This is a genomic window from Janthinobacterium sp. JC611 (assembly GCF_018682595.1).
In the GTDB taxonomy this organism is placed as follows: domain Bacteria; phylum Pseudomonadota; class Gammaproteobacteria; order Burkholderiales; family Burkholderiaceae_D; genus Janthinobacterium.
Genome location: NZ_JAFLJN010000029.1, coordinates 1 through 12,265, shown reverse-complemented (window position 1 = coordinate 12,265; position 12,265 = coordinate 1). Strand labels below are relative to the sequence as shown.

16 protein-coding genes and 1 pseudogene are annotated in these 12,265 nt (G+C 59.5%); 13 read left to right on the top strand and 4 right to left on the bottom strand.

All coding sequences use genetic code 11. From position 1 onward, the window contains the following. The coding region (locus J0O65_RS20015) for a transposase (RefSeq protein WP_215408986.1) at positions 1-450 on the top strand (450 nt) is incomplete at its 5' end. Positions 451-507: 57 nt separating this feature from the next. Here the strand turns inward: J0O65_RS20015 and J0O65_RS20010 are convergent. From J0O65_RS20010 to J0O65_RS19995, 4 genes and pseudogenes are all read right to left on the bottom strand, one after another. Then, entirely contained in the window at positions 508-891 is a 384-nt protein-coding gene (locus tag J0O65_RS20010; protein ID WP_215408985.1) for a DUF4279 domain-containing protein, read from the bottom strand. Between the two features lie 2 nt (positions 892-893). After that, on the bottom strand, positions 894-2,222 hold the full coding sequence (locus J0O65_RS28155; protein WP_502793579.1) for an RHS repeat-associated core domain-containing protein: 1,329 nt from the start codon (positions 2,220-2,222) through the stop codon (positions 894-896). Positions 2,223-2,423: 201 nt separating this feature from the next. Further along, positions 2,424-3,560, bottom strand: a pseudogene (locus tag J0O65_RS20000) (RHS repeat-associated core domain-containing protein); the annotation flags it as partial. A gap of 191 nt (positions 3,561-3,751) precedes the next feature. Beyond that, positions 3,752-4,492, bottom strand: coding sequence for a helix-turn-helix transcriptional regulator (locus J0O65_RS19995; protein WP_215408982.1), 741 nt, complete (start codon positions 4,490-4,492; stop codon positions 3,752-3,754). 497 nt (positions 4,493-4,989) lie between these two features. Here J0O65_RS19995 and J0O65_RS19990 point away from each other — a divergent pair, with 497 nt between their 5' ends. The 12 genes from J0O65_RS19990 to J0O65_RS19940 form a co-directional block, all read left to right on the top strand. Continuing rightward, a complete protein-coding gene (locus tag J0O65_RS19990) occupies positions 4,990-5,403 on the top strand; it encodes a hypothetical protein (RefSeq protein ID WP_215408981.1) in 414 nt (137 codons plus the stop codon). An 87-nt stretch (positions 5,404-5,490) separates the two neighbouring features. Continuing rightward, on the top strand, positions 5,491-5,877 hold the full coding sequence (locus J0O65_RS19985) for a hypothetical protein (protein WP_215408980.1): 387 nt from the start codon (positions 5,491-5,493) through the stop codon (positions 5,875-5,877). Between the two features lie 7 nt (positions 5,878-5,884). Beyond that, entirely contained in the window at positions 5,885-6,520 is a 636-nt protein-coding gene (locus tag J0O65_RS19980; RefSeq protein WP_215408979.1) for a hypothetical protein, read from the top strand. After that, positions 6,520-7,368 carry a hypothetical protein gene (locus J0O65_RS19975; protein ID WP_215408978.1) on the top strand — a complete coding sequence of 283 codons (849 nt, stop codon included), beginning with the start codon at positions 6,520-6,522 and terminating at the stop codon, positions 7,366-7,368. The genes J0O65_RS19980 and J0O65_RS19975 overlap by 1 nt, the downstream gene beginning before the upstream one ends. A 2-nt stretch (positions 7,369-7,370) precedes the next feature. Beyond that, complete coding sequence (locus J0O65_RS19970) at positions 7,371-8,000, top strand: Pvc16 family protein (RefSeq protein ID WP_215408977.1); 630 nt, start codon at positions 7,371-7,373, stop codon at positions 7,998-8,000. Next, on the top strand, positions 7,997-8,608 hold the full coding sequence (locus J0O65_RS19965; protein WP_215408976.1) for a carboxypeptidase regulatory-like domain-containing protein: 612 nt from the start codon (positions 7,997-7,999) through the stop codon (positions 8,606-8,608). The genes J0O65_RS19970 and J0O65_RS19965 overlap by 4 nt, the downstream gene beginning before the upstream one ends. Beyond that, entirely contained in the window at positions 8,595-10,253 is a 1,659-nt protein-coding gene (locus tag J0O65_RS19960; protein ID WP_251373862.1) for a phage tail sheath C-terminal domain-containing protein, read from the top strand. The genes J0O65_RS19965 and J0O65_RS19960 overlap by 14 nt, the downstream gene beginning before the upstream one ends. A 34-nt stretch (positions 10,254-10,287) precedes the next feature. Beyond that, positions 10,288-10,734, top strand: a complete 447-nt coding sequence (locus J0O65_RS19955; protein WP_034777734.1) for a phage tail protein — start codon at positions 10,288-10,290, stop codon at positions 10,732-10,734. 21 nt (positions 10,735-10,755) lie between these two features. Beyond that, positions 10,756-11,139: a hypothetical protein gene (locus tag J0O65_RS19950; RefSeq protein WP_251373861.1), complete on the top strand. Its 384-nt coding sequence runs from the start codon at positions 10,756-10,758 to the stop codon at positions 11,137-11,139. Beyond that, entirely contained in the window at positions 11,136-11,291 is a 156-nt protein-coding gene (locus J0O65_RS28265; protein WP_353056223.1) for a DUF6760 family protein, read from the top strand. Before J0O65_RS19950 ends, J0O65_RS28265 begins: the two co-directional genes overlap by 4 nt. 1 nt (position 11,292) lies before the next feature. Next, positions 11,293-11,805: a phage tail protein gene (locus J0O65_RS19945; protein ID WP_070257377.1), complete on the top strand. Its 513-nt coding sequence runs from the start codon at positions 11,293-11,295 to the stop codon at positions 11,803-11,805. Next, positions 11,805-12,265: hypothetical protein (locus tag J0O65_RS19940; protein ID WP_215408975.1), on the top strand; the 461-nt coding region annotated here is incomplete at its 3' end. The genes J0O65_RS19945 and J0O65_RS19940, both read left to right, overlap by 1 nt.

Sequence of the window (12,265 nt, the reverse complement as noted above, 5' to 3'; positions counted from 1 at the left end):
CACCTGATTCGCAATTCGACCACGCTGGCAGCCTGGAAGGACCGCAAAGAGCTGGCGGCGGCTCTGAAGCCCATCTATCAGGCCGCCAATGCCGATCTGGCAGCGGCGGCGCTGGAGGAGTTTGCGGCGGGGCCGTGGGGCAAGAAATTCCCGACGGTGGCGGCCATGTGGCGGCGCCAGTGGCAGCAGGTGATCCCATTCTTTGCCTACCCGCCGGAGGTACGCACCATCATATACACTACGAACGCCATCGAGAGCTTGCATATGCGCCTGCGCAAGATCGTCAAGAATCGTGGTCATTTTCCCAGCGATGAGGCGGCGAGCAAGCTGCTGTTCCTGGCCTTGCGCAATATCGAAAAAGATTGGAAGATGCCGCAGCGGACTTGGAAGCTGGCGGCCAATCAGTTTGCCATCATGTTTGGCGAACGCTTCACAAACGCGATTCACTAAAACCCGGCCCCGCACACACAGAATTTCTTACACGTCCAAATATTGCCATTAAGAAAACTATTGCTGTAAATGATCAATATCAATAACAGAATTTACAAAGCCCGCAAATTCTGCCATTGAAGACGGTATCGTTATAGATGGCAGCCTATGGTCGCTAGTGATGACAATTGTTATTTTTGCTGTACCATCCTTAGCAATTTCTTTGATTGTCTGACGAGAGGGATTAAGGACTCCTTCTAATTCTTGCCAATGTTCAGAAACTTCGTCAGATTGTAGACTTGAATCCAATGACCAAATATTTTGTCTTGGAAGATCTCGCAACTTGTTTCTCTCGCCGCGCATCAATTCGGTGCTCGGAGAGATCCCTGTTTTCTGAGATATTTCTTTTGGTGAAATTTTTGTTCCAAGTAATTCAAAGCAAACCTTCACAATGCTCTCCATGTTTACCACCCCTTAATATTCATATGTAGATATTTAGGTAATCCGGTCCCTTGGCGTGGTCCGGAATACATATTTCCGTTCTTGTCGGAGAAAATGTCATATCTTGAATCTAATTTCAAGTCACGTTTCATTTCGTGCGCATTCTTGTAATTATTGTTTTTGCAGGCTTTATCAAGTTCTTTTTCAGACATCCTTTTTGCACTTCTTGCCTCCTGATCGCTAGGAGTTGTTTTCCCATCCTCATCACAACTTTCAATGTTAAATCCTGGTAATCTAAGAACAACCTTGCAATTAACGGCAAGTCCATTAGCGTCAAAGTATGATACTGGATTTCCAAGCGCGTAAGCATAGGTATTCGTCCCCCCCTCCAATCCAATCGGATCGCTCTGTAAATACCGCCCCAGCGATGCATCATAGTAGCGATTCCAGTTGTACCACAATCCTGATTCAGTGTCGTAATACTGTCCCGGGAAACCGATATGCATGCCGCCGATATTGTCGACGATGACGGTGCGGTCGAATGCCGCGTTGGCGGCGCGCCAGGCGACTCCACCGCTTGTACTACTCATGACTTCTGGACGGCCTAAATGGTCGTTATGGCTAAAGTAGAGCTGATTGGCACGGGCCATGCCGATTAGCTCGCCATTGAACCAGAAGTAATGGCTGGTTTGCGTACCGATTTCTGCCAAGAGTTCTCCGCTTGGACCATAAATAGCTCGCGTGACTCCACCAGAATTTTCTTTTTGTACACGCTGGTTCAGCGCATTGGTACGATAGTCGGCAATATAAGTGCCATTCACCAGAATCCCACGCATACGGTTGAAACCATCATAGGTGTAGGCACGTGTACCATCATGGCGCGATTCGATCGCTAGCGTACCAACGGGGTTGTAGCTGAAGTTGCGAAATTCCCCGTTGCCACTCCAAGATGCGAGGCGGTTGCTGGTGTTATCTAGTACAAAGCTATAGTTGCTCCCTTTTCGTGTCTGGGCTGTACGGTTGCCGGCCTGATCCCAGTAGAAGCTTTGATAGTCGCTCGGGCGTGTCACCAGTCCAACCCGATCAGCAGCGTCATAGTCAATTCCTTGCGTCATGTTTTGATCAATCGAATCGATCATGGCAATAACCTGGTTCGTGTTGCTATGGCGATACTCTAAATTTTCCACTTTGCTAGTGATTTTTGAAATGCGGCCATCTGTATCGAAATCAATTTTACGAGGCAGATTATTTCCATAGCGCCAGGCGTAGGGCTTATCGCTGACGGGCTGATAGAGCACTGAGTCAAGAAGTTTCGTCCATACCCCGGTAGCATTCGTTAAGACTTCGCTCACACGGCCGTACGCATCATAAGTAAAGAAAGTACGTGTTCCCGTTGGGTAATGCATTCCCTCGAGGCGACCAGCCGCATCATAGTCCCACACCGTCGTGTACAGACTGCCATATATGTTGTTGGCTTGTACAGTCAGTTGCCCATATGCGTTATATGCGTAGCCGGTGTATCCCGTCAGATCGGTGAAGCCAGTCAGATGCCCCTAGCCAAATGTACCTTCATCATAGGTAAAGCTTTCGGTTTCACCGCTATTGCTGCGCGAAGCCAGTCGCCCCAGGCTATCCCACGTGTATGCGGTAACTCTGCCATCGGAACGGGTTTCGCTTTCCAGGCGACCAGCAGTGTCATAGCTATACGTACTGGTGCCAGTGTCAGGACTGACAATACTGCTCACCTGTCCAAAACCGTTGTATGTATAACGTGTTTGCAAGGGACGCGGATCAGTCACCGATGCCAGATTGCCCTGCGCATCATAGGTCATGGTCGTTGTACCGCCGTCAGCAGCTCTGCTGCTCACAAGACGGTTCGCCGCGTCATATTGATAAGTTGTAGCGCGGCCTTGCGCATCCGTGCTGCTCGTCAAATTACCATTGTTGTCATAGCGCTTTTCGACACGCTGCCCGTTATTGCCCAGTTGAGTATAGGGACGACCCAAAGAATCAAGGACGGTGGTGGCGCTAAATTCCGTCGTGCCAACGGCGACCGGAACAGTACCATTGAGTTGTGCATATTGTCGGGGTGAGCTGCTGCGCACGCTGTTGCCGGGCACGTCGACAGTCAAGTTGGCGAATTCATTGGGCGCATTCCCCACCTGTTCCAGCCGGCCAGCCGCATTGTATTGATAGCGCAGCACGCTGCCGTCCGGACTGCTGATCGTACTGATCTGGCGATCATGGTTATAGGTATAGGTAGGGGCAGCTCGTTGTAGGGGATTGCCACCAACATAGGCATAAGTATTTGTGCCACCGGCTAATCCAATCGGATCACTCTGTAAATAACGTCCTAATGACGCATCATAGTAACGATGCCAGTTGTACCACAGTCCTGATTCGGTATCGAAATACTGGCCTGGGAACCCGAGGTGCATACCACCGATATTGTCGACGATAACGGTGCGGTCGAATGCCGCGTTAGCGGCGCGCCACACAACTCCGCCGGCGGTATTGCTTATGACTTCCGGCCTACCCAGGTGGTCGTTATGGCTAAAATACAATTGGTTGGAACGTGCAATACTAATCAATTGACCATTGAACCAAAAATATTGTGTGGTTTTCTCACCAATTTCCGCCAAAAGTTCCCCACTTTGGCCATAAATAGCGTGCGTGACTCCACCAAAACCATCTTTTTGTACCCGCTGGTTGAGCGCATTGGTACGATAATCTCCCGTCCGGCACCGTAAGGTAACGCCGGGTCAATGAAACAGCTAAGCCCATGATTTTTCAGGGGCTTTTTTATTTTGTCTGTGCCCCGTCCTGGAATAAGTTGACACTTTTTTCATGCGGGGCAGGCGTGTGCGATGGCGAAAGGGGCTCAGGAGGGGATCAGGAAGCCAGCCTTGATGGCCTTGAGGACGGCTTGCTGGCGTGTCTGTACATTGAATTTCTTCTTCGCATTGGAGACATGGAAATTGATGGTGCCTTCGGAACGCAGCAGGATGCGTGAAATTTCCCACGAGGACTTGCCCGCCATGATCCACTGCAGGCATTCCATTTCGCGCGTGGTCAGCGGATTGGCGCCAGGCGCGGGGGGCGCGTCGTGCTTGATGAAGCGGGCGGACGATTCGATCACGTAGTCGCGGATCAGGGCCAGCTGCGCAATCGTGGCGAAGCTGTCGCGTTCGGCCTCCATCGGCGGTGCGTTGCGGAGAAAACTCAGCATGCCCGTTTCGCCGCTCGCGCCGTGCACCGGGAAGCAAAAACCGGAGCGCATGCCGTGCAGGCACGCCTGTTCATAGAAGGCGCGCTGTGCCGGACTGGTGAAACTTTCCGGCCGCCATAGCAGGGGCATGGTGTTGGCCAGGCAATGGGCGATGCTGGGATCGCTTTCATGCAGGCGTTCCGAGACATACAGCGCGCGCCAGGATGGCGGATAGTTGCTCACGACAAAGGACGCCTCCGGCGCCGGCCAGTGAAAAGCCACGGTCTTGTCCGGCGCGATGCCGTAATACACATGCTCGTAGCCGCACTGCGCGCCGATGCTGAGCAGGAGGCGGCTCCAGTCCGCTTCGGTTTGGCATCTCACCAGGCTAAACAGATCATCCAGCAGCACCATGGAACACTCCTCGGGTTGATGATGGCGGTTCGTCACGCCAGCATGCAAGACGCGTCCCGGCCATCACGGTGTCGTCGCAATCGCCGCCTGTCATCAGGCGCGGTGGTAGGAGCGGGCGCAGCATCACAATACGAAGGTTAAACGAAGGGCAGATTTGTATGTTGCAGGATTTGAGCATCAGCGACACCTAGTAAAAATAATAGTTTTCTAGCAATCGTTACATTGTCACAAGCAGGAGCCGGTGAAGGTTTCCGGTGATGCAAGAAATGCGGGAAAACCCCTCTTTTTCACCCATATGCCGGTGGGAATGCGTGAGTATCTGGCTGCGGCGTGTCGCCGATACACCAAAGCCATGCCAGCGCAAACTGGCACATTTGTCAGGTGACTGGCGCCGCGCCAGCGTGGCTTAATGTCGTTGCTGACCAATGCATTGTCAGTCGACTTGAAAAAAGGGACGCGTGTAGTTCAACGATTTTTCACTCTTAGAGGAATGCATCATGACATCTGAGTACAAGTACGCCACGGCGGAAATCAGTGTGCAAAACGCCCAGCCGGGCCAGCGCATCTCGGTCACGCTGGCCACTGAAACGAATTCGGACACCCTGTGCTGGAGCACCGGCGACCCATCGGAAGACAGCAATTCGGGCATCAGCATTACCGCCTCGGGCGGCGTGGCCCTGCCGTTGAGCAGCCTGAGCGTCAATGGCGTCGTGATCGACCTGCAGATCAGCAGCGGCGGTTCGGATTCGGTGACCTTTGAAATTTCGCCTTGCCTGACAGCCAATGGCAGCTTGTCGCTGCTGAAGATCAAATCGACCAGTGACAGCGGCCCCGTGCTGACCTTCAACTTCGATGGCAAGAAGCCGATCACGCTGAGCCAGAACTATGTCATCCTGGAGTGGCCGCATTAAGCGTCGCCAAGGCTGGCGCATCGGCACCCGCGTGAATGCCCGCCCGCGGCTGGGCATTCATCTTTTCTGGCTCTTCGAGGACTTACCGTGCAAGAATATTCGATCGCATTCATCTTTGAAGTCAGGTCCGACAACACGGCCCCGCTGAACGCCGTCCTGTCGATCACCGATGCCAACAAGATTTCGCTGGCCGGAGGGCCGGTCCAGATCCAGCCCTGGGGCGGCGCGCCTGCCACGCCTCCGCTGGCTTACCTGAACGTGAAGGAAAACGGCATCAACCTGCTGGCCGGCGCCAACCCATCGGGTGACCAGCAAGCGCTGGAAGTGGTGGTCGCCGTGATACCGGCCGGTGCGAGCATGACCGTCAACTTCACCTATGTCGACGTGACCGTGCTGGGCTATTACCGCTTCCTCGGCGGCAGCGGCCAGGTGGCCCTCAAAGTGGGCAAGAACGTCATCACCTTCCCGGAATAAGCACGCGATGAGCAAGCGGACAAGGGGCGGCGCCGACCTGACGACGACGGTTCCGGCGCCGATGGAGCGCGCCCCGGGCGCCGCGCCGCGCAAGCGTGCCGCGTCCGTCAGCAAGCCGGCCGGCCAGGCCCTGGTGCAAGCCGAAGCCAAGCTGATCATGGCGCGCATCCAGGTCGATGCCCTGGCCTTGAACCCGCATGAGCAGCTGCATCTGCAATCGCATCTGCTGAGCAACCCGCTGCACGCGCTCAACGAGCAGTGCTACCATGAGGTGAAGACGTTTCGCCAGTTGAGCATCCGTTTTTTCCAGTTGCGTGCCAACAGCAAGGCCTTCCTGACCATCCGCGCCGACCAGAAGGCGATCTGGAGCGAAGGCGGCGAGGACAGCCGCATGGTCGGACTGTGCATGAGCAGCAGCGCGCCCGCCATGTATCTGAGCAGCTTGCTCATCAACGCGCGCGAAATCATCCTCGAGACCTACCAGGACTGCGACGAGGTCAGCATCGAACTGTACGTGCAGACCAGCCAGCCGCAGCTGCAGGGCAGGGTCGACCTGCCGCCCGGTGCCAGCGTCTGCCTGCAGTCGCGCGGCGACCGCAGCACGGTCATCGGCCTGAGTTCATTTGCGATCGATCTTGCCTGATGAATACACCAACACTCCAGCTTGACACCGTACCCGGCCAGCGCATGCAAGGCGATCCCGTGCCGGTCGTGCTGATATTTAAGAATATCGCGGCCGATTCGAACATCAATTTCACGTTTACCACGGCCGGCACCGAGTGGTCGCTGGGCGCGCGCTCGGGTGACAGCATGGGTTTCACGGTGGTGGCCGAACAAAACGGCGGCCAGCGCCAGTCATGCATACGCTCGGTTGAATTTTGCGGCGGCTTGCTGGCCATCCGCACCGCCAGTGGCGGCGCCGCGCTCAACGCCTTCACCATGACCCTGTTTCTGCGCGTGGCCCCTGGCGTCGACTATCTGCAGGGCTATTGCACGCTCAACAACGAAGCGAGCGTGATGGCGTTTTTCGGCTCGCAGCGCGCGATGGAGTGGCGCAACGGGCGCATCAGCGCAGTCCTGCGCGACCCCGACGCCAATTCGCGCAGCGTGGTCCTGTCGGTACAGAATGCCTATCCGGGCGACCGCATCGCACTCGAACTGTCGACCAAGAAAGGCCTGGGACTGGCCACCTGGTGCCTGGGGCCGGCAGGCGAAGAGTCGGGCGGCATCCGCCTGGCCGGCACCCAGCCCAGCGTGCCGCTCAAGTACTTTTCGTATGGCACCCGCGTGCTGGAGTTCGAGACGAGCCAGAGCGCCGACGCCAGCGCCACGCTGGACTTTTTCATGCAAGCCTACCTGAGCTGGCAGCCGCACGATCTGCCGTATATCTACCTCAAGGCCACCTGCGACCCTAACGTGAGCCTGTTCGCCCACATCGGCAACCGCCAGCCGCAACTGGTCAGCCAGACCTTCACCGTGTTTACGCTCTAGCCATGGGACCGTCGACCATCGATTCCGGACAGGTGCTGCGCTGCGTGAGCGAGTCGCTGCGCTCGCTGATCCGCGCGCACATCCCGGAACTGGCGAACGAATCGGCGGTCGTGTTCGACTCGCCCGCCGAGATCGATAGCCAGGGCGCGACCATGCTTTCGCTCTACCTCTATAACATCGAGATCAATCCCTACCTGCGCAACCTGCCGCCCACGCTCACCCGCACCCAGGGCACGGGCGGGCCGAACTCGCTGGCCGTGACACCGCCGCCGCTGGTCTCGGACCTGCTCTACATGATGGTGCCGTATGCGCGCTCGGCCGAACTCGAACTGGTACTGGTGGACAAGCTGGTACGCCTGTTCCACGATGTGCCGGCGCTCGCGGGCGCCTGGCTGCACCCCCAGCTCAAGGCCAGCGGCAACGAGTCGATCGCCATCGTGCCCGACGCCAGCCCGATCCTGACCCTGCACAATATCTGGAGCGGCTTCCCGAACAAGCCCTACAAGCTTACCAAGCTGTACACGCTGTCGCCCGTGCGCATCGCCTCGGCCCTGCAGCCGAGCGCCGAGATGGTTGGCGAGAGCGCACTGAGCGCGGCGCGGCGCGCCGTGACTGCGGCGGGGCAGGCATGAAGCTGAGCGCCGTCATCCAGCTGATCGACGGTTTCAGCATGGCGCCGGCGGTGGGCGCGCGCGCGCATTTCCTGCTGAACGACAAGCCCATTGCGCCCCAGGACAAGGCCCAGGCCTTTTACGCCTTTGCCGGCCTCGACGACGGCAGCTACCGCCTCGACGTACTCAGTGCCGACCACCGCTACTTTGACCAGCAGCTGACGTTCGAGGTGCCGCTCAAGGAGCCGCTGGCCGACGCCATCGTCGCCTGCGTGCTGGCGCCCAGTCCCCTCTATCCGTATCCCGAGGGGACCACGCTGATCCGCGGCAAGATCGTCGACGCCGCCGCGCAACCCCTCGCCCAGGTCGCCATCAGTGCCGACTACCAGGGCGCGCGCGCCAGAGCGCTGGCGGTGGCGGGCACCTCGTCGGGCTATGGCCGCTATGCGGGCCGCTACGCGCTGGCGCTGCGCGGCAAGCTGGACGCCCCCACCACGGTCGAGCTCGGCTTTAGCAAGGCCGGCCATGCGCAGGTGAGCAAGCAGGTCAGCGTGCAACCAGGCTCCATGCTGTTCCTTGACATCGAGATGCCGTCATCCACACGAGAGACTTATTTTGGCCACTTATAACCATCCCGGTATTTATATTCAGGAAGTACCAGGCACCCGCAGCATCCAGGGCGCTTCGACATCCACCCCGGCCTTCGTCGGCGTGACCGAAACGGGGCCGTACATGCAGCCCGTCCTGCTCACCAGCTGGGCCGCCTACCAGCGCACGTTCGGCCAGCTGGCCTGGTATGCGATGGTGTCGTGGTCGGTCTACGAATTTTTCAACGAAGGGGGGGCCGCCTGCTACGTGGTGCGCGCCAGCGACAAGGCGAGCGCCAAGTGCGCCAGCGCCAAGTCGCCGCTGGCCGTCACGGCCGTCACGCCCGGTCCCTGGGGCAACGCCATCAGCATCATGATCAGCAACGCCAGCGCGACCGACCCGAGCATCACGCCGGCGCCCACCACGCCGGTCTTCAATGTCACGGTGCTGGTGGCGGCGACGCTGATCGGCACGCCCGCCGCGCCGCTGGTGGCGACCATGCCGAACTTGCTGCTGCAGCAATACATCCTGCAAAACAGCCTCAGCCCGCAAACGATCGGCACGGCGTCCTACTATGTGCTGGAGCAGTTCAACGGATTCACGGCCAACAGCACGATCAACGAGGCCAACAAGCCGAGCGCGCTGGCGTCCCAGATCAACAACAATTCGATGTTCATACGCGTGCCCATCAGCAGCACAGCCTCGCCCGCGACGCCGGTGCGGCCACCGAATGGCGGGCCGACGGCGCTGAGCAACGGCGGCAACCCGAACTACGACCTGACCGGCGCGACCAAGCTGCTCGACAAGGTGCAGGGCCTCAGCCTGCTGTCCGTGCCCGACACCGTTACCGCCACCGACACCAGCGGCAAGCAGTCGCTGGCGCTGCAGGGCACCCTGATCAATGCCGGCCTGATGTTCTGCATCGACAAGCGCAGCCTGTTCTATGTGATCGACCCGCCATTCGGCCAGAGCGTGCAGGACATCCTGTCGTTCAAATCCGGCCAGGGCCAGGCGCCGAAAGGCAATCCGAACGCGCTCAACTCGGACTTCGGCGCGCTGTATTACCCATGGGTCTACATCTACAACCCGATCGCCGGGGCCAACGTGCCGATCCCGCCCTCCGGGCCGGTGCTGGGCCGTTATGCGTACACTGACATCAACGTGGGGGTGTTCAAGTCGCCGGCGGGGGTCAACGATGGCGCCTTGATGAGCGCGGTGCTGCTCGACCAGTCCCTGACCGATGCCGACCAGGACTTGCTGAACCCTGAAGGCATCAACGCGGTGCGCAATTTCATCAACTACGGCAACGTGATCTGGGGCGCGCGCACGCTCGCGCTGAACACGGAATGGACCTATGTGAGCGTGCGGCGCCTGTTCATCTATGTCGAGCAAAGCCTGCGCCAAAGCCTGATGTGGGTGGTGTTCGAGCCCAACGACCAGCAGCTCTGGTCCTCGATCACGCGCGACGTCAGCGCTTTTCTGACCACCCTGTGGCAGCAGGGCGGGCTGTTCGGCGCGACGGCCGCCGAAGCGTTCTTCGTCACCTGCGACGAATCGAACAATCCGCTCGAGACGCGCATGCTGGGGCAGTTGTACATCGACATCGGCCTGGCGGCCGTCTATCCGGCCGAGTTCGTCATCCTGCGCCTGACCCAAAAAACCAGCGCGCCCGATTCCGGCAGCTGACCCCATCCACACCGATTGATTGCGGAGAACGCGCATGGCTACACAATTAACCGATCCCTACCGGGGATTCCGCTTCCGGGTCGAGATTGCCGGCATCCAGATCGCCGCGTTTTCCGAGGCGAGCGTACCCGACAGTACGATCGAGGCGGTCGAATACCGCGAAGGCACCGATCCCGTCTACAAGCGCTCGCTGTCGGGGCTCACCAGCTACGGCAAGCTGAGCCTGAAGAAGGGCCTGACCGACTCGATGGACCTGTACAACTGGTACCAGCTGGTGTCGACCCAGGGCTCGGGCGCCAAGGGGGCGCAAAAGAACGTTTCGCTGATCCTGATGGATGCGGGCGGCGCCGACAAGGCGCGCTGGAACGTGATCAGCGCCTGGGCCAGCAAATACGAAAGCTCGGGCCTCAACGCGGCCAGCAGCGACGTGATGATCGAGACGTTCGAACTGACGATGCAATACATGACGCGCGTGTCGTAACGCGCACAAGGGGAAGCGGCAATGAGCGTGATCTGTACCGAAATCGAATTTATCCTGCCCCTGGGTTACCGCGACGGCGACGGCAACCTGCACCGCAATGGCGTGATGCGCCTGGCCACCGCCGGCGACGAGATACTGCCGCTCAAGGACCACCGGGTGCAGAGCAACCCCGCCTACCTGATCATCATCGTGCTGTCGCGCGTGATCGTGCGCCTGGGCAGCCTTGAAATGGTCAGCACCAAGGTGGTCGAGGAGTTGTTCGCGGCCGACTTCTTTCACCTGCAACAGTTGTACAACAAGATCAACCAGGTCGACAGCGACGACGCCGGCTCGCCGGGGGAGGCGCAGGGCGCCCTGGGAAAGCCGGGCTTGCTCCAGTTTCCGACCAGCTTTACGCAGAGATAGCCTTCCTCGCCTATCACTTTCACTGGTCGCATGAGGACCTGATGGCAATGGAACACGCGGAGCGGCGCCGCTGGTGCGGCGAAATCAGCAAGATCAACCAGACGATGAATGCCGAGGAGCGGCACCAGTCGACGCACAACCTGGGAGCATGAGATGGTGGTCGGTGTGAATGCAGTCATGGGGGCCGCGCAGCGCCAGCTGGGCCTGCGCATCGACCCCTTCAAGGCCTACAATTTCTTCGTCGAAGTCGAAGGCATCCTGGTGGGCGGCTTCATGTCCGTCGATGGGCTCGAATCGAAGACCGAGGTGCGCACCGTGCGCCAGGGCGGCGTCAACGACATCGAGTACAAGCTGCCCGGACAGGTGACCTGTTCCGATCTGGTGCTCAAGGCGGGCATCACGGCGCTCGACCCGATGTGGCTGTGGTACCAGTCGACGCTGAGCGGCGCCATCCGGCGCCGGAACGGCTCCATCTATCTGCTGGACGACCGCGGCTTGCCCAGCGTCTGGTGGGATTTCTACAATGCCTGGCCGGTGCAGTGGCAGGGGCCAAGCCTGGATGCGGGCGGCAGCCTGGTGGCATGCCAATCGTTCACGCTGGCGCACGAAGGCATCCGCAAGAGCCTCGCGAGCAGCGTGTATTCGGCGGCGGCGGGGATACTCTGATGCGCGCCATGCGCCTTGGCTGCGCCGGCCTGGCACAGCGCTTCCATGCGGCGCGCGGCGCGCCGCTGTGGCGTTTCACCGATTCCGGTGCAGCGCTGCAGCTGCGCCTGGCGCATGGCGGCGCGGCCGGCCGGCACACGAGCTCGGTGTCGCACTATTGGCGGCAATTCCGCTCGGCCATGGGGCTGGTGGTGCGCATGCAGGGCATGGTGCGCAAGGCGGGCGTGGTCGAACGCATCGAAGTGCGCCTGCTGGAATTGCGGACCCAGCTGATGCAGGCGCATGCGCGGCAGGAAACCTTCACTCGCCTGGTGCTGTCGCGCCTGGAGCGCGGCGTGTCGCAGGCGCGGCGTGCCGGGGCCGTGCGCATCGCCTGGCTGGCGCGCGGCGCGCAGCAGCCGGCCCCGGCGACGGCCGTGCGCCGCTTCGCCGCGCAGCCGCCAGCGGGGCGGGGCGGCGC

Excerpts from the sequence above, each read along its gene's own strand:
- J0O65_RS19995 (WP_215408982.1), bottom strand. The coding sequence starts at position 4,492 with ATGGTGCTGCTGGATGATCTGTTTAGCCTGGTGAGATGCCAAACCGAA.
- J0O65_RS19980 (WP_215408979.1), top strand. The coding sequence starts at position 5,885 with ATGAGCAAGCGGACAAGGGGCGGCGCCGACCTGACGACGACGGTTCCG.
- J0O65_RS19990 (WP_215408981.1), top strand. The coding sequence starts at position 4,990 with ATGACATCTGAGTACAAGTACGCCACGGCGGAAATCAGTGTGCAAAAC.
- J0O65_RS19955 (WP_034777734.1), top strand. The coding sequence starts at position 10,288 with ATGGCTACACAATTAACCGATCCCTACCGGGGATTCCGCTTCCGGGTC.
- J0O65_RS20010 (WP_215408985.1), bottom strand. The coding sequence starts at position 891 with ATGGAGAGCATTGTGAAGGTTTGCTTTGAATTACTTGGAACAAAAATT.
- J0O65_RS19965 (WP_215408976.1), top strand. The coding sequence starts at position 7,997 with ATGAAGCTGAGCGCCGTCATCCAGCTGATCGACGGTTTCAGCATGGCG.
- J0O65_RS19945 (WP_070257377.1), top strand. The coding sequence starts at position 11,293 with ATGGTGGTCGGTGTGAATGCAGTCATGGGGGCCGCGCAGCGCCAGCTG.
- J0O65_RS19975 (WP_215408978.1), top strand. The coding sequence starts at position 6,520 with ATGAATACACCAACACTCCAGCTTGACACCGTACCCGGCCAGCGCATG.
- J0O65_RS19970 (WP_215408977.1), top strand. The coding sequence starts at position 7,371 with ATGGGACCGTCGACCATCGATTCCGGACAGGTGCTGCGCTGCGTGAGC.
- J0O65_RS19950 (WP_251373861.1), top strand. The coding sequence starts at position 10,756 with ATGAGCGTGATCTGTACCGAAATCGAATTTATCCTGCCCCTGGGTTAC.